Source organism: Sphingobacterium sp. PCS056 (assembly GCF_023273895.1).
Classification (GTDB): domain Bacteria; phylum Bacteroidota; class Bacteroidia; order Sphingobacteriales; family Sphingobacteriaceae; genus Sphingobacterium.
Window position 1 is genome coordinate 5,120,819 of the sequence record NZ_CP096883.1, and the last position, 19,442, is coordinate 5,140,260.

The window sequence follows — 19,442 nt, forward strand, 5'->3', positions numbered from 1 at the left end:
GTGGATAAAAGATAAAGCTAATGTTGATGAAAATTACGACTACACCTATGCAGGTATTAAATAGGTCGTATATTATAAATGTTTTTACCAATCGGGAGATAGGCAGAAGTAAAGAAATAGAACATGAGCACAATAGATCATATTGACAAAAATAAGCTTCCACAACATATTGCTATAATTATGGACGGCAATGGAAGATGGGCAAAGGAAAAAGGAAAACTGCGAATTTTTGGTCATCAAAATGGTGTCAAGGCTGTTAGAGAGGCGCTAGAAGCTACTATCCAAGTTGGAGTAAAACATCTTACTTTATATGCTTTCTCTACAGAAAATTGGAACAGACCTCGATTGGAAGTAATAGCGCTCATGGAACTATTGGTTTCTTCACTCAAAAAAGAAATCAAAACCTTTCAAAAAAACGGTGTCCGTCTCAATGCCATCGGAGATCTATCTAAACTTCCTAAAAATTGTCAAGAAAAATTACAGGAAACGATGGATATAACAGCACATAACACAAACTGTGTATTGACGCTGGCATTAAGCTATAGTTCACAAGAAGAGATCGTACAGGCTACAAAAAATATTGCAGAAAAAGTATTAAAAGGGGAACTAAACATCGAAGAGATTACCACTGAAGTATTTCAACAAAATCTTTATACATCCAATCTCCCAAATCCAGATTTGTTAATACGAACAAGCGGAGAATACAGAATTAGTAACTTCCTATTATGGCAGATTGCCTATGCCGAATTTTGTTTTCTAGATAAGATGTGGCCCGAATTTGAACAAGAAGACCTATTTAAGGCCATTCTTGATTATCAACAGCGTGAGAGAAGATTTGGAAAAACAAGTGAGCAGATCTAATCTTTATTAGTAACTTTGCTAACTGATTTTAAACCGTCATATTTTGCTGGTTCTTAAATTTTTCTTAATTAACAAAAATTAACAACTGATTGATGTACTTTAGCATCAATAAAAATTTATAAATGAAGCGCATACTTATTGTTATATTATTTTTAGCATGTACCCAACCACAATTCGCACAAGCTCAAGTGAATGGAACTGCTATAAACCTGAATGATCCCAACCAAATAAGTTATTTATCCCCTAAAGACTATATCATTGGTGGTGTGACAGTTTCAGGAACGCAGCATCTTGACAACAATGTATTAATTACAATATCCAAACTTGTTGTTGGTCAATACATTGAAGTTCCTAGTGAAGCTACATCCAATGTGGTAAAAGTGATGATGGCTCAAGGGCTTTTTGATGACGTACAATTATGGTCCGAAAAGATAGAAGGTGAAACCATTTTTCTAAATATTCGTGTTGTTGAAAGACCACGTTTAACACGAATAGACATTAAAGGTTTGAGTAAAAGCCAAACAGAAGAAGTTCGTAAAAGATTAAATGATAATGCCGGTAAAGTGGTCAATGAAAATCTGATCAATACCACGCGTAACACCATCCAACGCTTCTTAAGAGAGAAAGCTTATTTATATCCAGAAATTAAGATCAGCACAGAAAAAGATAGTGCTCAGGCTAATAATGAGATTTTAATTGCAGATGTTGACCGTAAGAATAAAGTACGTGTCAAAAAGATAACATTTACAGGCAATAAAGAATTTACACAGAAACAGCTTCGAAAAAATTTAAAAGGAGTTAAGCAAAAAGCATGGTTCCGTATTTTTGGTCCCGGAAAATTCAAAGAAGAAAAATATAAAGAAGCAAAAGAAACTTTAGTATCTAAAATGCAAAATAAGGGTTTCCGCGATGCAGAAATCATACAAGACTCCGTCATTAAAGTTGACGATAAAAATGTCTTGGTCAATATTGATGTGTATGAAGGACCTAAATATTATGTAGGTAATATCAAATGGTCAGGAAATGCGAAATATACAGACACTGTCTTAAATCGGATTTTAGGAATACGTAAAGGTGATATTTTCAGTGAAGAGAAACTAAATACTAAATTATTGGGCGGTGGTAGAAATAGTGATGATATCTCTTCATTATATATGAATGATGGCTACTTGACATTCTCGATCGATCCAGAACAAACACGTATATACAACGATACAATTGATCTCAATTTACGTGTATATGAAGGTGCACAGTATACGATTAATAACGTATTAATAAAAGGAAATGATGTGACCAATGATCGTGTCGTATTAAGGTCCATTCGTACCAAGCCAGGTCAAAAGTTTTCAAAAGAGGCTATTATGACTTCTGTACGAGAAATCGCACAATTGGGTAATTTTGATGAGCAAAAGACTAATCCTGTTCCTACAAATCTAAATCATGCTGAAGGAACGGTCGATATTTTATATAATGTAGCTGAAAAGCCTTCAGATCAAGTGGAGTTATCAGGAGGTTATGGTGCAGGACAGATTATCGGTACTTTAGGATTGACCTTCAATAACTTCTCTACAAGTAATCTTTTCAACAAAAGCTCTTGGAAACCATTGCCACGTGGTGACGGACAAAAATTAAGTATTCGTGGACAGACATCAGGTAAACGTTACCAGTCCTATAGTTTCTCTTTCACCGAGCCATGGTTAGGTGGTAAAAAACCAATCTATTTTGGTTTAAGCGCCTATACGTCTAGTTCTTCATATGGAGGTTTTAATTATTATACTGGGGAGCAAACGGTAAAAGATTCGGAACTTAATAGGATATGGATGACGGGTGTAACCGCAACCTTAGGTAAGCGTTTACAATGGCCAGATAACTGGTTCCAAGCCAACACTTCCCTATCGTTTCAACGTTATAAATTGCAGAATTATGCCAACTATTTCTTATTTGACAATGGTACAGCATATAATATTAACTTAACACAAGAATTCAGCCGTAATACAATTGATGCGCCGATCTATCCAACTTCAGGATCTAACCTTAAGTTCTCTGTTCAAGTTACGCCACCATACTCGCTGTTTAATAATATCAATTATGAAACAGCAGAAAATAATGTGAAATACAAATGGACAGAATACCATAAGTGGAAATTTGATTCACAATGGTATGCAAAGATTGCTGGTAAATTGGTATTCAAAGCACAGGCACAATTTGGTTTCTTAGGTAGTTATTCTAATAAAACAGGAATTTCTACATTTGAACGCTTCAAAGTCGGTGGTGATGGTATGCAAGGTTTTGACTTCTTACAAGGATCTGAGATCATCGCAATGCGTGGATATGCCAATGGTGTTGTTATTCCAGAAGGAACTCAGAATGTTAACATTGCAAGAAATTCAGGAAGTCCAATTTATACCAAATATCAAATGGAATTGAGACATCCTGTAATGTTAAATGAACAAGCAACAGTTTTCGTATTAGCATTTGCTGAAGCAGGTAATACTTGGAATAAATTCTCAGAATATAATCCATTCAAAGTAAGACGCTCAGCAGGTGTTGGAGCACGTATCTTCTTACCTATCTTTGGTATGTTAGGTATTGATTACGGTCATGCATTTGATCCAATCCCAGGCTTACCAAGCAGTACATGGAAACAAAACTTCACATTTAGTATTATGCAAAATATGGGAGGATTTTAATCCGGCTTAAACTTTTTGGAATATTAAATGTCATAAAGAAGAAATTCATATATTAGTTGAAAGTTATAACAAAAATAACATGAAAAAAATAGTTTTAGTAATAGCATTTGTTGTAGTTACCGTATCAGCTACTTTTGCGCAAAATTTTGCATATGTGAATTCAGAATATATTTTAAAACATATTCCTGAATATGCGTCTGCTCAAAAACAATTAGATGATTTATCTCAAAAATGGCAGCAAGATGTTGACCAGCAATACGCAGAAATCGAAAAATTGTATAAAGCTTATCAAAACGATCAAGTTTTATTAAACGAAGATATGCGTAGACGTCGGGAAGATGAGATCGTGAAAAAAGAAAAAGATGTTAAAGATTATCAAAAGCAAAAGTTTGGTTTTGAAGGTGAGTTATTTAAGCAACGTGAAAAACTGGTTCAACCTATACAACAACGTGTCTCTAAAGCAATTCAAGATTTAGCAAAAGCACAAAGCTTAGACATCATATTAGATAGAGGTCAAGAAGTGACTTTCCTATATGCAAATCCAAAACTTGATAAAAGTAATGACGTCATTATTAAATTAGGATTAAAACCAAATCCTGCACTTGCAAACTAAATATTAGTTTACTAATATTGCGAGAACGAATAGGAGTATTATTAAGTATTAAATTAGAAACACAAAAATTTGTCTCAAAATAATTTGAAGAGACGATTTAAGATTAACATGAAAAGAATGAAAAATTTATTTAAAGGTGCTATTGCATTTGTAGCAGTTTTTTTTGCAACTCAGTTAGCTCATGCACAACAAAAAATTGGTCATATCAATTTTGCGGAAATTATTCAATCAACTCCAGAATTCAAAACGGCTGAAGGACAATTGAAAACGTTAAGTGATGGAAAAACAAAAGAGCTTCAAGATATGTATGCGATGTATCAAACAAAACAAAAAGAAGCAAATGACAAAGCACGTAATAGAAGTGAAGCAAACAAAGAAACTGTAGATGTTGAATTGCAAAAATTAGGTACTGAATTACGTGATATCGAAACTCGTATCAATGAAAACCAACGTGTTGCTCAAGAAGAATTAAACAAAAAAGAAGAAGAGTTAATTTCTCCGATTCATAGAAAAGTATCAGAAGCACTTAACAACGTATCTAAAGAAAAAGGATATGCTTATGTTTTTGATATCTCAAGCACTAACATTCCTTATTTTCAAGGTGGTGATGATTTAACTGCTGCTGTTAAAACCAAATTAGGTATTTCAGCTACTGCTACTCCGACACCAGCAAAAAAATAATGAATTAATCTCTGTAAAATCTTTCAGATTTTAACAAAAACAGCAACCTTATAGGTTGCTGTTTTTGTTTTACCTTACCTTACCTTACCTTACCTTACCTTACCTTACCTTACCTTACCTTACCTTACCTTACCTTACCTTACCTTACCTTACCTTACCTTACCTTACCTTACCTTACCTTACCTTACCTTACCTTACCTTACCTTACCTTACCTTACCTTACCTTACCTTACCTTACCTTACCTTACCTTACCTGGTTATCAGATCATTTACTTGGAACAACACATTGTCGAGATTAATCTTCATCTTTGAACATTTTTACCGGCATTACAAATGCACGCTCGATTCAAATCACTAAACGTTATTATGCTGAAGTATACAGAATCAGAAGATTGACTTATCAGTTATAAAAAACTTATAGGCTCCTCATATGAATATGTCTTCAAATCAAATTATCCAAATCAGCCAATTGTTTTTAAAAATTCTAAATAATGTATTATGCAAGCATAATATATTATTTATATTATATTTGTGTATATACTGTTATAAAAAGATATGATTAGCCAACTTATATTTATATTATGCTTTGTTAGCGCGATTATTCTGTTTGCAAAAAATGCAAGACAGATATATAAAAATATTAAAATAGGAAGAGCGCTCAATAGAAACGACAAACCTGCAGAACGTCTTAAGACCATGCTACTAGTCGCTTTCGGTCAAAAGAAAATGTTTAAAAGAGTTGTACCTGCAATTTTACATCTTTTTGTCTATATCGGTTTTTGCATCATTAATATTGAAATGATCGAAATCGTCATTGACGGAATATTTGGGACACACCGATTTTTATCATTTTTAGGAAGTTTCTATAATTTGCTGATAGCATCATTTGAATGGTTAGCATTTGGCGTACTTCTTGGTTGTATCATTTTCTTCATTCGTAGAAATGTGATTCATCTGAAACGTCTCAATAGTCCTGAATTAAAGAATTGGCCAAAAACCGATGCCAATCTTATTCTGATAACAGAAATTCTATTGATGATGGCGTTCCTGCTCATGAACGCAGCAGATCAAAAATTACAGCTCTATGGTGAGTCACATTACATCACTGCAGGATCATTTCCGATCAGTCAATATATCATCTCCTTTTTACCATCCGATCCTTCATCGTTAATGGTTATTGAGCGAATTTGTTGGTGGTTCCATATTTTAGGTGTATTTGCCTTCCTCAATTATTTACCCTATTCAAAACATTTACACATCCTTTTGGCATTCCCCAACACGTACTTTTCAAATTTAAGGCCTAAGGGAGAATTAACAAATATGGAAAATGTAACAAATGAGGTAAAAGCAATGCTCGATCCTAGCTTTACCCCTCCTACTACAGATGAGCCAGTTCGATTTGGAGCAAAAGATGTCCAAGACTTGACATGGAAAAATCTACTTGATGCCTACACCTGCACCGAATGCGGTCGCTGTACAGCCTCCTGTCCAGCTAATATCACAGGCAAGTTATTATCACCAAGAAAGATCATGATGGATACCCGTGATCGTATAGATGAAGTCGGTAAAAATATAAAGGCAAATGGAAACTTTGTAGACGACGGAAAATCGTTATTGGACACGTACATAACACGCGAAGAACTATGGGCCTGTACGAGCTGTAACGCATGCGTAGAACAATGTCCTGTTAATATTAATCCCCTTGAAATTATTGTTGAATTAAGACGGTATTCTGTCATGGAAGAATCGAAAGCGCCAGCCAGCATCAATGCCATGCTTGGAAATGTAGAGAATAATGGTGCTCCATGGAAATATTCACAGATGGATCGTGCAAACTGGACATCGCAACAATAATACTTTTATAAAATTAGAATCATGGAAAAAGAATTACACGTCCCAACTATGGCCGAATTAACGGCTAAAGGTGAAACCGCAGATATTCTATTTTGGGTAGGTTGCGCAGGAAGTTTTGATGAAAGAGCACAAAAAATAACCCGTGATATTTGTCGCATTTTACAACATGTAGGCATCAAATATGCCATACTAGGCACAGAAGAAAGTTGTACAGGAGATCCAGCAAAACGTGCGGGTAACGAGTTTTTATTTCAAATGCAAGCCATGATGAACATCCAGGTATTGGATGGATACCATGTAAAAAAAATAGTGACCGCCTGTCCTCATTGTTTCAATACCCTTAAAAATGAGTATCCGGCCTTAGGAGGCAATTATGAACTCATCCATCATACGCAATTGATCCAAGGGTTAATTGATGAAGGGAAATTAAAACCTGCAGATGGAAATGTATTCCAGGGTAAAAAGATCACCTATCATGATCCTTGTTATTTAGGCCGTGCAAATGAAGTTTACGAGGCACCAAGAAAAGTATTGGAAAGTTTAGATGCACAATTGATAGAATTAAAAAGATGTAAGAGCAATGGTCTCTGCTGTGGGGCTGGTGGAGGTCAGATGTTCAAAGAGCCCGAGAAAGGGACAAAAGATGTCAATATAGAACGGATCGAAGAAGTTATTGACAGCCAGGCAACAATTGTAGCTGCTGCATGTCCATTTTGTATGACAATGCTTAAAGATGGTGTCAAAATCAAAGAAAAAGAATCAGAAATAGAGGTTTTAGACATTGCAGAAATAACGGTAAGAGCCAACAACATATAAAAAAAGGTCTGGAAGTATCCAGACCTTTTTTTATATCATCAATATGATGTACCCAGAAGCAGATTCGAACTGCCACACCCATACGGGCGCCACCCCCTCAAGATGGTGCGTCTACCAATTTCGCCACCTGGGCCTATTTTCAAAATGGTAACGCAAATTTAAACGTTTTTTTAAAATCTGCAAGTATTTTTTACTTAGATCCTAATTTTTATTTTATACGCCCTGATTTAATAAATTCTTTTTTATTAAAGTATGGATCACACCATCAACTAAGCCCACACGTGGTACCATGATCTGTTTCAAATGCCCATACTTCATGATCGTCATGAAAATCTCTGTAGCAGGAATAATAACATCAGCACGATCATCATTTAAACCCAATAACGTAATGCGCTCTTTTAAAGAATACGATGTTAAATAATGATAAAGCGCTTTCAATTTTGCATAAGAAATAGGTTTATCAGCCTTTTCACTAGCCAATCGGGATAGTTTATTAATATTTCCACCCGTACCAATACCATATACCTGTTTGTACATTTTGGTATTGTTGGTTACCCATTCTTTAAGATCATCCCAAGTTTCCTGCTCATCCTTATTATCGAGAATACGGATCGTACCCAAATTAAACGATTTAGAATTCACAAGCTTAGCATTTGCAAATAAAGATAACTCTGTACTGCCTCCACCGACATCTATATACAAATAAACCTTATCAAGATCCATCTTTGCCTCCAAGTGGCTATTGTAGATGATTTCAGCTTCTGTAGTGCCATCAATAATAGCGATGTCTATACCAATTTCACTTACTTTCTTTACTACTTCAGGGCCATTAGATACGTCGCGCATGGCAGATGTGGCGCAAGCCATATAATCTTCCACATTATAGACATCCATCAGATCTCGGAAAGCGCGCATAGTCTTCACTAAATTCTCCGCTTTCTTAGGCGATAATTTTTGATGAATAAAAGCATCATCACCAAGACGAAGTGGCACCCTTAACAGGGTATTCTTTTTAAATGAAAAACCATCCTTTTCTTGAATAATATCAGCAATTAAAAGTCTGACAGCATTTGAGCCGATATCGATCGCAGCATACCTCACATTAATACAGTTAAAGTAAATAAAAATGAAATTGATTTCTTATTGAAAGGGAATAACTTATTCCTTATCAACAATACCTCTTTAATTGTTTCGAAAATATAAATAATAAATGAAGCCAAGGTGCATTTTATGTTAAATTATTATAAACAAAATAATAACTTAACACAAAGATGGTTGCTCCAATATTTCCAGCTGCCAATAAATCTGTTCTTCTGTAACAAAGTATGCTCGATTATTTCTGATTTGCTCATATACGGCATCAAATAATTGCATATAATCACCTTTTAATGCCTTTAATTGCTCAGAAATCAAATTGTCATGCTCCAGATAAGTCAATAAGCCTAGTGCATCTTCATTTTCCTCACCGTAGTGATCATCAATTGGACTGACACCAGCAAGTAATTGATTTTCTTGAACGTCCGTACGGTTCTTCACAAAAGTTCCGTTTGTACCATGTAGCAAAAAACTATATTGTGATTCCAAGACCAACATACTCACTGTAATATATACAGTCAGCCCTTGATCAAAAGTCAGCAATAATGTTGCAAAATCATCCACCTCCGAATCCTTACGATGAATAGATGTTCTTTTCACAGCAGAGATGGGTTTCCCAAATAATGAGATCACCTGATCCAATAAATGTGACCCTAGGTCAAATAAGATACCTGCAGCAGGACGTTTTGTTTCTTTGAAGACCTTTTGACCTATTTCTGCACGATATCGATCAAATCGTAGATGCAGCTCAACCGGTTCGCCCAACTTATTGGATTCTAAAACAGACTTCAAAGAATTAAAATCCGAATCAAATCGTCTATTATGGTACGGCAGCACAAATTTACCAATCTTTCTTCCTAGATCAAACAATTCTTTCGCTTCTGCGACCGTTGGAGCAAATGGCTTTTCTATCAGTACATGTTTTCCCGCTAGTAGAGCTTGCTTTGCAAATGCTACGTGTGTATCATTGGGCGTATTGACAATAACAAGTTCAATTGCCTCATCGGCTAGAAGTTCCTCAACACGATCATAACTGATAATGGAGGGATAATCTATATGCGCTTTTTTAGTAGATCGCTCCACTACTGCCCGCAATTCAAAGCGATCATTATTGGCTATAAATGGCGTATGGAATACCCTTCCGGACATTCCATACGACAAAACACCTGTAACTATTTTATTTACAGTCATTAAAATAAAGTTTTATTTAGTGATGTGCATGCTCATCTACTTTTCCACCAGCAAGTTTATATACTTCCTGTAATTTTTCTAAACTCTCATGTGAAAAATGATTTACAGCAGCATTAGTATTATGTGACTCTTTCGTCAATTTGTTATTTACTTCAGCCTGAATCTTAGCTACCACATCAGCGTAAGCCTTATCATTAAATGCAGCAGTACTGTCTGTACCTAAAGCAGCAGGTGCTTCAAAAGCAGGAACACCTCTCATAGCATCATTCACATGAAGACTTAATGATAACGAATCCAACTGAGGAAGAATCGTAGTGTATGCCTCCTGAATCTTTGCTGATAATGCTTTCGTATCAGCATAAGTCGATTTTGACTCAGCAAACTTGGCCAAATTAACTAAATAATTCCCTTGCTCTCCAACATATTTAAACATTGCATAAGCATCTCCATCAGCTAAAGAAGCACGTGAATTTTTATATTGGTTATCCAAACCTGTTTGGTAGTTACAAGAAGCCAATAAAGAACTTCCACAAACTGCTACCGCTATAAATAACTTATTAAATTTCATATCAATTATATTAACAGCACAAAAATAATAAAATAAACGGGCTTCAAAACTCTTATTAAAAAAGAGTTGAAACTTTATGCCACATTTCGACCTGCATTGACAACACCATAAATGGTCCTAGCAATCAATTTCGCATATATCTCCCGTTTCTTTTCATGCAAATTACCTTCATTGATCACTTTGATCGCATAATGCTGAATAATCAATAAAGGCAATACAATATTTTCACGAGCCAATATGGACTCGCGATCAATAGGATAGTTTTCCATCAACTTAGAAGTATTGCTTAATTTTAGTAAGTACTCCTTAGTCACTAAAAATTCCTCATGAAGCATTTTCCAAAATGCACCATACTTCTCATCAAATTGCATGTAAGAAGTAATATCAAAATTGGATTTGGTCATGGACATCATACAATTGTCGATTAATGTCTGGAAGAACCCGGAAGACAAATATAATTGTTGTACATCCTTCCAAAGATTATTCTGCTCTGCCCATTTCAATGCAGTACCTACACCGTAAAAACCTGGTATATTTTGTTTTAATTGGCTCCACGCAGTGACGAAACTGATCGCACGCAGATCTTTAAGTTTCAATTCTTTATCCGAATTCCGTTTAACCGGGCGACTACTGATATTGATAGACGATAGCGCCTTTAATGGTGATAGGTTTTCTAAATAACTCAAGAATAATGGATTTTTACGCAAATCCATAAATTTATTATAGCTCAGATCAGCTAATTTATCGACAATACCTTTTTGATGTGGAGTCAACGTATCACTCGATCGCTGTTTAAGATCGGAAATAATACCAGCATGTAAAAGCTGTTCAATATTAAATCGGGCAGTATCTAAAGAACCATATTGGCTACTGATAGTCTGTCCCTGTATAGTCAATTGAATATGATCATTCGCAATTTCCTGTCCCATTGAAGCATAAAATCTTTGCGTTTTACCTCCTCCCCTTGCAGGTGGGCCTCCACGACCATCGAAAAATACAAGATCAACATCATATTCTCTAGCAATAGCCGTTAATTCAATTTTTGCACTGTAGATAGACCAATTAGCCATTAGATATCCCCCATCTTTAGTACTATCCGAATAACCCAGCATGATCGTTTGCTTATTCCCTCTTAATTTAAGGTGCTTTGCATATTCCTTATTCGTATAAAGGGATTTCATCACATCTGCAGCGCGGGTCAAATCATCTACAGTTTCAAATAATGGTACAAAATCAATTGTCAAGGCATCCTTGGTCCATCCTGACCATAAGAAAAGTTGTCTTAAACCTAAAATATCACTTGCTTGCTGACAATTACTAATGATAAAACGCTGCGCAGCACGTTCAGAACCTGATTTTTGAATATTTTTGAGCAAACGGATCACCTCTAGCGTATCTTTTTCCAATGCTGTAGCTTCATCATCAAATTTCAGATCCAACTCCTTAAAATTGATGGCCTCTTGCTTATCTATCTCGGACAATGATCCAAAATCAGCAGAAATACCGGTTTCTTTAGAGTATTTTTTAATGATATAATCAAAAGTTTGAGTCAAGATACTACTATCTTGGCGAATGTCCAATGTCGTAAAAAAGCAACCAAAAGTCATTACCTTACGCAAAAGATCATCGACGATCTCCACGAAAAGATTATTATGCTTTTCTTTCAGTACCTCCTGAATAGCTTTTAAATTTTCAATAATATGAGCAGTCTCATCGACAGGGTTTTCAACAGGATTAAAACTATTTTCATAAAATAGCTCCTGTAGATTGTCCATATATTGTTCAACACCTCTAAAAGTAATACGGCGTTTCACCACTCTGAAATCTCTGTAATAACAACGAAATAAAATAGTTCTTAAAAGTGTTGCTACTTTTTTAGTACTATCAGCACTCACATTTGGATTTCCATCGCGATCCCCCCCTGGCCAAAAACCAAGCTCAATCAATTGCCTCACTTCCTCTGTCTCAATCCCCAGCTCATCATCAATATAAGTTTGGATCTCAGAAGCTACTTTGTAGAACACATTTTCTAGAAACCAAGCCAAGCTAATCGCCTCATCAACCGGAGTAGGCTTGTTATTATTGATAAAAGGTGTTTTACCAAGTTGTTGCAATAATAAATGAATATTATGAATATCATTCTCTTTGATTGCACTGATCAGATCATTGATAATCGACAATACAGATCCAGGATAAAACTGAGTCGGGTGAGCAGTCAATACAAGGCGGACAGAGAAATCTTTTAGTTTCGCAACTATTTTTCGCTTAAGTTCCGGATTTGTTTCTGAAGATTTAATTAAAGACCCAAGCTGTGAAGATTGATCTGTTTTACCAATTGCTTTAAATGAAGAATCTTCAATTGCATCAAAAAGCACCACCTGTCTTTCGATGTATTGTACAAATCGAAATAACAAATCGACTTGAGTTTCCTCATCCGAATAAATTTCATGCTGCTCAAAAAAAGTATTGATGATATCTTCCGGAGTTTGATGCTTCTCTACTCCATTTTCACAGTGTTTGGCAAAAAAAGGTAATAAGGTACCCGTATCCTTTACCTGTTGGAAGGGTAGCGTTAAAAATAGACTTTTAAAAAGTTCAAATCGCGTCAAAACTTCGTTTTGAAAAACGGCTTCTTTTGTACTTAATTTCATATTATAGAAAAAACAGTTGTAGTTAATGGAGAACGTTTGAATATGATCAAACATTCAAATATATAAAATTTATATTCAAATAATCATTTAAATGAAAAAAAACTAATAATAACATCTTAAAATTACAATATTATTAAGAACAAAAACGTTTTTCACTTGTTATATTATTTTTGATCAAGTACAAATTACTAAATGTTACAAAATGGGAAAAATTTATACAGCAGAAGTTACTGCAACTGGTGGACGTAATGGTGAAGTAAAATCTTCAGATGGTATCATTGATTTAATTGTAAAAAAACCAACAGCTATGGGCGGTGATGGAAACGCTACCAATCCAGAGCAATTATTTGCAGCAGCATGGAGTTCATGTTTTTTAGGAGCCGTTGCCGCAGTAGGAGAAAAAGATAACGTCGATATGACCGATGCTACAGTGACGGTACGCGCATCATTTAACGAAGAAAACAATGCCTTCTTTATTTCTGCAGAAATTGATTTACATGTACCGACTCTTAGCGCCGAACAAGCTCAAAAGCTTGCGGAAAAAGCACATCATGTATGCCCCTATTCAAAGGCTACCAGAGGAAATGTAGAAACTAAAATAACAGGTATTTAATTACCGATCTTCAAATACGAACCCGCTATGCTTTTTATTGTAAAAGCATAGCTTTTCCTATTCAATCTTGTATATTTGTTTGTATTCTAGATTATGAAGCAGACACAAGAGATAAAAAGTTTTTTTTATAGCCAATACTTCGCAGATGGTATCAGGATCACCATCGGATGTATCATTCCAGTCATTATTTTTGCGGCAATGGGCCAGTTCATAAATGGAACATTCGTGTCCTTAGGAGCACTGTTGGTTGGATTGTCAGATACTCCAGGCGCCCCCTCCCACCGTCGTACAGGGATGTATTTTGCAGCGATACTAACGATTATAACTTTTATTCTGACAGTCGCTGTAAATTCCAATATTTATTTACTAACGATATTAATTGCTGCCTTGTGCTTTATCTTTGCCATGTTTGCAGTGTTCAATGCTCGTGCAGCGAATGTCGGGTTGATGTGCATGTTGATGATGCTTATACATGTTGATACACCATTTACACTCGACAGCGCACTTACCTATTTATTTTATTACTCCATAGGTTGCCTTTGGTATATTATTATCAGCTTATCGATCACGCAAATTAGACCCTATAGACTAACGCAACAGGAACTTGCAGAATCCATTCGTCATGTTGCCGATTACCTACGTTTAAAAGCTAATTTTTACGACATCAATGTTGATAATGATAAAAATTATCTCAAACTGATAGATAAACAAGTCGAAGTAAACGACCATCAAGAAAACGTACGAAATCTACTCTTTCAGAGCAAAAGATCCATCAAAGATACCACCAAAACTGGACGGTATTTAACATTCGTATTCAATGATATTATTGATCTCTTTGAGCAAAGTATGGCAACTCATTATGATTATAATGCAGTCAGTGAAAAATTTGGACATACCGGTATTTTAAATGAATTTAAACATATCATCTTAAAATTAACGAATGAATTAGATCATATCGCCTATCAATTAAATGCAAATCGAATACCAACTCCAATGTACAACTTTGATCAAGAGATCAATTTAATGCACAAAAGGATCGATCAAGTGGAAAAAGAACTTCAATATAATGCCATTGCGCTTCGAAAAATTTTAATCAATGTTCGAGACATCATCCGTCATATCAATGATATTTATAGCTATTCGCACATAAAATCGACAGAAATTAATAAGCAAGAAATCGATGAGGCAAAAAAATTCATTGAACCATCCATTATTGATTTTAAAAAAATAAAAGAAAATCTAACCTTAGATTCAACTTATTTTAGACATGCGTTGCGCATGGCCATCGTCATGTCATTATCTTATTTTATAGCCAAGTCATTTCATATCAGCCAAAATATATTTTGGATATTGCTGACGATAATGGTCATTTTAAAACCAGGATTTGGATTAACAAAATCAAGAAATATCCAGCGCCTAATGGGGACCATAATTGGAGGACTGATCGGAGCTTTCATCCTTTTTATGGTACATGATGAAACCATTCGCTTTGTATTACTCATATTTTTCTTCCTAAGCGCTTATAGTCTCTTTCGAGTCAATTATATTGTAGCAGTTATATTCATGACACCTTATGTACTGATCATGCTGAGTTTTGTCAGTACAAATACAATTGAAGTAACAAAAGAGCGAATTTTTGATACCTTTATTGGAGGTATGATTGCATTCCTTTCCAGTTATGTTATCTTCCCAAATTGGGAGTCAACACAAGTTAAAGTCTCTATGCAAAAGCTACTCCAAGCAAGTTATCACTATATTGCATTGACCATCAAAGAGATTGCAGGAAATGAACCAACAGTTACAGAATATAAGTTGGTTAGAAAAAAGCTGTATGTAGAAACAGCCAACATGGGATCAACATTTCAACGTATGCTTACAGAACCCAAAAACAAACAGAAATACACAAAAGATGTCAATAAGTTTGTTATTTTTAATCATGTTTTAGCATCATTTGCAGTTACCTTACATAATCAGGTTACTTCATCAAGAGCTAATCACAGCATCACAAAAGAACATATCAAATTGATTCGTAAGATATTAAGCTCCTTAGAAAGTGCAATCAGAGATTTAAGTAATCCCAATGAAGAAAATCCATTTACACCAGTCGATTTTCAGATACCTGAAACTCTCATAGCAATAGATGACATCAGGGACGAAAACAGTATTTTACTAACAGAGCAACTACAATTTATCAATAAAATCGCAGCAGATATTGCAAAGTTGGTACAGCAATTAAAAGAAAAAACAAGCGCGGAAATCGACCCGATGTTAAACAAAAAGGTACAATAGTTAAAATAAATGGCAATTATGCAAGATAATTATTTCGATATCATCATCGTAGGTGGGGGCCCAATAGGACTTGCCTGTGCTTTAGAAGCATCATTGAATAATCTCAGCTATCTTATATTGGAAAAAGGATGTCTTGTCAACTCACTTTATCATTATCCCCAAAATATGACTTTCTTTTCTTCATCAGACCGATTAGAAATTGGAGATATACCTTTCGTAACGACATTGCCCAAACCTAAGCGATCCGAAGCGCTGGAGTATTACCGACGCATTCAACAAAAGTTCAAATTAAAAATTAATTTATTTGAAGAAGTCACATCAATTGACAAAACGGAATTTGGCTTCCATACGCAAACGGTTAAAGACAGCTATACATCCAGATACGTCATCATTGCGACTGGCTTTTATGATATTCCTATGCAACTAAACATTCCTGGAGAAGATTTGGATAAGGTCAAACATTATTATGATGATCCACATTATTATGTCAATCAAAAAGTGATTGTAGTAGGCGCCAGTAATTCCTCTATTGATGCAGCTTTAGAGACCTTTAGAAAAGGGGCAGATGTTACCCTTGTTATACGTGGAAAAGAAATCAGTCCAAGAGTCAAGTACTGGGTCAAACCTGACATTGAGAATAGGATTGCTGCTGGTGAGATTAGCGTATTGTATAATAGTACACTGAGCAAGGTAACCCAATCTCACGTCTATATCCATACGCCAGATGCTGAAGTTGTACTAGAAAATGATTTTGTATTGGCTCTGACCGGCTATCAGCCAAATTTCAAATTCCTAAAATCTGTCGGAATTCATATCGGTGAAGAGTCTCCATGTATTCCTGAGCATGACCCTACAACAATGGAAACTAACGTTAAAGGTCTTTATCTTGCAGGTGTTGTATGCGGAGGTCTAAACACTCATTTATGGTTTATAGAAAATTCCAGAATTCATGCTCAACAGATCATAACAGCGATCAAGCAGAAATAATATATATACAACTATTTTCTTAAACCCTTTAAGAAAATCTTCATCATCTTTTTTTGTAAACTCAAGATATCGTCAAACTCATCTTTGGTCGGGAATAACATGTTTTTCATATCTTTCAAAATGCCCATGCGCATTCCAAATAAAGAATATAATAAAATTCGAGCTGTCTCTTCAATATCTTCAACCTCGATTTTATTGTGCTCTACGCCGATCACTAATATTTCAACAAAAAGTTCGACTTCCCTTACATGTGATTCTTTAAATACACGCTCCAATTCTTCAGGGAGCTCTTTGACCATATTGATCGTATATTCAAATAAATTATAGTACTTATTGATTTGTTCAACCCTTTTATCAAGTGTATACATCATGATTTCTTCAAAATCATCACAAGTATTAATTTTTTCTTTAATATCTTGAACCATTTTATCAATCACGTATTCAAATACAGCAGAATATAAACTATTCTTATCCGGGAAATAATAATAGAGCAGTGCTTTTGAAAAATTCAAATCAGTAGCAATTTCAGACATGGTTGTTTTTGCCATACCAAAATGCGCAAATCTACGTGTTGCCGCCTCCAATATCCTCGTTCTTTTTAAATCCGCATTTGCCATCAATTCAAAAATTAATTACACTTAATTACTGCTTTGTACTATCTTTACTAACTATTATATAAAGATAATTTATTTTTTTGATTTTTTGAAAAAACTAGTCAACAATGGGTATAAACATACAATCAGATATTTCTTTAAAAAAATACAACACATTCGGCATTGAGGAAGTTGCACACTATTTCATTGAGATCACTGAAGCAACTCAATTATTGGATGCTTATGAGTCTGGTATATTCGAAAAAGACTTTCTGACATTAGGCGGTGGAAGTAATATTTTATTCACCCATCCCTATGAAGGCTATATCATCAAAATTAACATCAAAGGAATAAATGCAAACCAAGTTCATCAGGAAATATTCCTAACCGCATCAGCCGGCGAAATCTGGAATGATCTCGTATGGTTCTGTGTTGATAATAATTACAACGGATTAGAAAACATGGCGCTTATCCCTGGTACAGTCGGAGCCTCTCCAGTCCAAAATATTGGAGCTTATGGCACTGAACTTATGGATATTTTTTACAGCTGCGTCGCCTTTGATACACTTGAAGGTGTATTTAGGATTTTTTATAATGAAGATTGTCAATTTTCTTATCGAGATAGTATTTTCAAATCCGAACAAAAAGGTAGATACATTATTACAGAGGTAACGTATAAACTTAAAACTACTCCATCGATCAACACTTCATATGGAGCAATCAGCACGGAGCTTGAAAAACGCAAAATAACGCATCCTACGATACGAGATATTGCAGAAGTGGTGTCGACTATTCGTGTCGAAAAATTACCAGACCCGAGCACAGTTGGAAATGCAGGAAGTTTTTTCAAGAATCCAATTATATCGGCTGAGCAGTTCAAGAAGATCAAATCATTATTTCCAGATATGATCAGTTATGATATGCCAGATGGACGTGTAAAACTTGCCGCAGGTTGGCTGATCGAGCAATGCAACTGGAAAGGTCGAGTCATCGGTCAAGCAGGTGTATGGAAGAACCAAGCCCTTGTACTAATAAATATACAATCAGCTACAGGAAATGAAATTTTTGAATTATCGTCTAAAATAATAAACGATGTGTATCAAAAATTCAATGTGAAATTAGAACGTGAAGTAAATATTTTTTGATTTTTAATAAAAAAATATTTCATAAAAATTTTTATAAAAAAGCGCCCTATTAGGTATTTGAATTAGTGTTTATAGAAAAACAACTTTTCTATAAACGAAACTTCCTGTTAAATATTTATTAATTTAATATCAATTCTCAATAATTAGCATACTATTTGCAATCAGTTTACTGAACCGTATTAAAATCGCTGAGGAATTTACATTTTATTTCTCTCTCAGTGTTTTGCAAACCATTCATTTTAAAGTGAATATAAATTCAGTGATATGACTAAGTATGAATTCAACTCATTAGTGGTAGAGCAATCCGACTCCCTAAAACACTATGCAAAGAAATTTACAAATGACACCGAAGATGCAAATGATTTGGTGCAAGACACAATGTTAAAGGCTGTTACCTATTTCAACAACTTTAGAGAGGGAACCAATTTAAAAGGTTGGTTATATACTATTATGAAAAATACATTCATTAACAATTACAGAAGAATTGTTAAAACGAATTCTTTCATAACTAAAGAAGAAGAAATTTCAAGTGCTAACTTGATCTTGTCAGCATCAAAAAATCAAGGTGAAAATAAATTTGTCATGGAAGATATACATACCGCGCTTTCTAAGCTTTCAGAAGACTACTATGTCCCTTTTAGCATGTATTTTGAAGGATTTAAGTATCATGAAATTTCCGAATATTTAGCAATTCCTATTGGTACTGTCAAAACACGAATACATATCGCTCGAAAAGTTATGAAAAAATCATTATCAACTTATAAACTTATCGACTAAGTTTTATACCTTCGATTC

The 19,442-nt window shown here is 34.8% G+C and carries 16 protein-coding genes and 1 tRNA gene; 11 read left to right on the plus strand and 6 right to left on the minus strand.

Annotated features, from left to right (window positions below):
• Positions 1–123 precede the first annotated feature (123 nt).
• The 6 genes from MUB18_RS21515 (at position 124) to MUB18_RS21540 (ending at position 7,515) form a co-directional block, all read left to right on the plus strand.
• Complete coding sequence (locus MUB18_RS21515) at positions 124–861, plus strand: isoprenyl transferase (protein WP_045752437.1); 738 nt, start codon at positions 124–126, stop codon at positions 859–861.
• Between the two features lie 122 nt (positions 862–983).
• Complete coding sequence (gene bamA / locus MUB18_RS21520; protein WP_045752438.1) at positions 984–3,551, plus strand: outer membrane protein assembly factor BamA; 2,568 nt, start codon at positions 984–986, stop codon at positions 3,549–3,551.
• Positions 3,552–3,630: 79 nt separating this feature from the next.
• Positions 3,631–4,164 (plus strand): OmpH family outer membrane protein, encoded by a 534-nt coding sequence (locus MUB18_RS21525; RefSeq protein WP_045752439.1) that lies wholly within the window; start codon positions 3,631–3,633, stop codon positions 4,162–4,164.
• A 117-nt stretch (positions 4,165–4,281) separates the two neighbouring features.
• Complete coding sequence (locus tag MUB18_RS21530) at positions 4,282–4,845, plus strand: OmpH family outer membrane protein (RefSeq protein WP_045755219.1); 564 nt, start codon at positions 4,282–4,284, stop codon at positions 4,843–4,845.
• Between the two features lie 555 nt (positions 4,846–5,400).
• Positions 5,401–6,699, plus strand: coding sequence for a (Fe-S)-binding protein (locus MUB18_RS21535; protein WP_248754585.1), 1,299 nt, complete (start codon positions 5,401–5,403; stop codon positions 6,697–6,699).
• Positions 6,700–6,720: 21 nt separating this feature from the next.
• On the plus strand, positions 6,721–7,515 hold the full coding sequence (locus tag MUB18_RS21540) for a (Fe-S)-binding protein (protein ID WP_045754812.1): 795 nt from the start codon (positions 6,721–6,723) through the stop codon (positions 7,513–7,515).
• A gap of 49 nt (positions 7,516–7,564) precedes the next feature.
• Here MUB18_RS21540 and MUB18_RS21545 read toward each other — a convergent pair.
• From MUB18_RS21545 to MUB18_RS21565, 5 genes are all read right to left on the minus strand, one after another.
• A tRNA-Leu gene (locus tag MUB18_RS21545) sits at positions 7,565–7,648 on the minus strand.
• Positions 7,649–7,728: 80 nt separating this feature from the next.
• Positions 7,729–8,616: an exopolyphosphatase gene (locus tag MUB18_RS21550; RefSeq protein ID WP_045754813.1), complete on the minus strand. Its 888-nt coding sequence runs from the start codon at positions 8,614–8,616 to the stop codon at positions 7,729–7,731.
• A gap of 159 nt (positions 8,617–8,775) precedes the next feature.
• A complete protein-coding gene (locus MUB18_RS21555) occupies positions 8,776–9,801 on the minus strand; it encodes a Gfo/Idh/MocA family oxidoreductase (protein ID WP_248754586.1) in 1,026 nt (341 codons plus the stop codon).
• 16 nt (positions 9,802–9,817) lie between these two features.
• Positions 9,818–10,369: a DUF4142 domain-containing protein gene (locus MUB18_RS21560; protein WP_248754587.1), complete on the minus strand. Its 552-nt coding sequence runs from the start codon at positions 10,367–10,369 to the stop codon at positions 9,818–9,820.
• A gap of 74 nt (positions 10,370–10,443) precedes the next feature.
• Complete coding sequence (locus MUB18_RS21565) at positions 10,444–13,020, minus strand: phosphoenolpyruvate carboxylase (protein ID WP_248754588.1); 2,577 nt, start codon at positions 13,018–13,020, stop codon at positions 10,444–10,446.
• Between the two features lie 202 nt (positions 13,021–13,222).
• Between MUB18_RS21565 and MUB18_RS21570 the strand changes: the two genes are divergently transcribed.
• From MUB18_RS21570 to MUB18_RS21580, 3 genes are all read left to right on the plus strand, one after another.
• A complete protein-coding gene (locus tag MUB18_RS21570; protein ID WP_045754816.1) occupies positions 13,223–13,633 on the plus strand; it encodes an organic hydroperoxide resistance protein in 411 nt (136 codons plus the stop codon).
• A gap of 93 nt (positions 13,634–13,726) precedes the next feature.
• Positions 13,727–15,922, plus strand: coding sequence for an FUSC family protein (locus MUB18_RS21575; RefSeq protein WP_248754589.1), 2,196 nt, complete (start codon positions 13,727–13,729; stop codon positions 15,920–15,922).
• 18 nt (positions 15,923–15,940) lie between these two features.
• Positions 15,941–16,909: a YpdA family putative bacillithiol disulfide reductase gene (locus tag MUB18_RS21580; protein WP_248754590.1), complete on the plus strand. Its 969-nt coding sequence runs from the start codon at positions 15,941–15,943 to the stop codon at positions 16,907–16,909.
• A gap of 11 nt (positions 16,910–16,920) precedes the next feature.
• On the opposite strand, the gene MUB18_RS21585 is transcribed toward MUB18_RS21580, so the two are convergent.
• Positions 16,921–17,526, minus strand: a complete 606-nt coding sequence (locus MUB18_RS21585) for a TetR/AcrR family transcriptional regulator (RefSeq protein ID WP_045754819.1) — start codon at positions 17,524–17,526, stop codon at positions 16,921–16,923.
• Positions 17,527–17,630: 104 nt separating this feature from the next.
• Here MUB18_RS21585 and murB point away from each other — a divergent pair, with 104 nt between their 5' ends.
• Positions 17,631–18,647: a UDP-N-acetylmuramate dehydrogenase gene (murB, locus tag MUB18_RS21590; protein ID WP_248754591.1), complete on the plus strand. Its 1,017-nt coding sequence runs from the start codon at positions 17,631–17,633 to the stop codon at positions 18,645–18,647.
• 264 nt (positions 18,648–18,911) lie between these two features.
• On the plus strand, positions 18,912–19,424 hold the full coding sequence (locus MUB18_RS21595) for an RNA polymerase sigma factor (protein WP_045754821.1): 513 nt from the start codon (positions 18,912–18,914) through the stop codon (positions 19,422–19,424).
• The last annotated feature ends 18 nt before the right edge of the window (positions 19,425–19,442 follow it).

Bases quoted from the DNA above. Each gene is read 5' to 3' on its own strand.
- MUB18_RS21535 (WP_248754585.1), top strand. From the start codon at position 5,401: ATGATTAGCCAACTTATATTTATATTATGCTTTGTTAGCGCGATTATT.
- MUB18_RS21525 (WP_045752439.1), top strand. From the start codon at position 3,631: ATGAAAAAAATAGTTTTAGTAATAGCATTTGTTGTAGTTACCGTATCA.
- MUB18_RS21580 (WP_248754590.1), top strand. From the start codon at position 15,941: ATGCAAGATAATTATTTCGATATCATCATCGTAGGTGGGGGCCCAATA.
- MUB18_RS21530 (WP_045755219.1), top strand. From the start codon at position 4,282: ATGAAAAATTTATTTAAAGGTGCTATTGCATTTGTAGCAGTTTTTTTT.
- MUB18_RS21570 (WP_045754816.1), top strand. From the start codon at position 13,223: ATGGGAAAAATTTATACAGCAGAAGTTACTGCAACTGGTGGACGTAAT.
- murB (WP_248754591.1), top strand. From the start codon at position 17,631: ATGGGTATAAACATACAATCAGATATTTCTTTAAAAAAATACAACACA.
- MUB18_RS21565 (WP_248754588.1), bottom strand. From the start codon at position 13,020: ATGAAATTAAGTACAAAAGAAGCCGTTTTTCAAAACGAAGTTTTGACG.
- MUB18_RS21585 (WP_045754819.1), bottom strand. From the start codon at position 17,526: ATGGCAAATGCGGATTTAAAAAGAACGAGGATATTGGAGGCGGCAACA.
- MUB18_RS21540 (WP_045754812.1), top strand. From the start codon at position 6,721: ATGGAAAAAGAATTACACGTCCCAACTATGGCCGAATTAACGGCTAAA.
- MUB18_RS21555 (WP_248754586.1), bottom strand. From the start codon at position 9,801: ATGACTGTAAATAAAATAGTTACAGGTGTTTTGTCGTATGGAATGTCC.
- MUB18_RS21595 (WP_045754821.1), top strand. From the start codon at position 18,912: ATGACTAAGTATGAATTCAACTCATTAGTGGTAGAGCAATCCGACTCC.
- bamA (WP_045752438.1), top strand. From the start codon at position 984: ATGAAGCGCATACTTATTGTTATATTATTTTTAGCATGTACCCAACCA.
- MUB18_RS21560 (WP_248754587.1), bottom strand. From the start codon at position 10,369: ATGAAATTTAATAAGTTATTTATAGCGGTAGCAGTTTGTGGAAGTTCT.
- MUB18_RS21515 (WP_045752437.1), top strand. From the start codon at position 124: ATGAGCACAATAGATCATATTGACAAAAATAAGCTTCCACAACATATT.
- MUB18_RS21575 (WP_248754589.1), top strand. From the start codon at position 13,727: ATGAAGCAGACACAAGAGATAAAAAGTTTTTTTTATAGCCAATACTTC.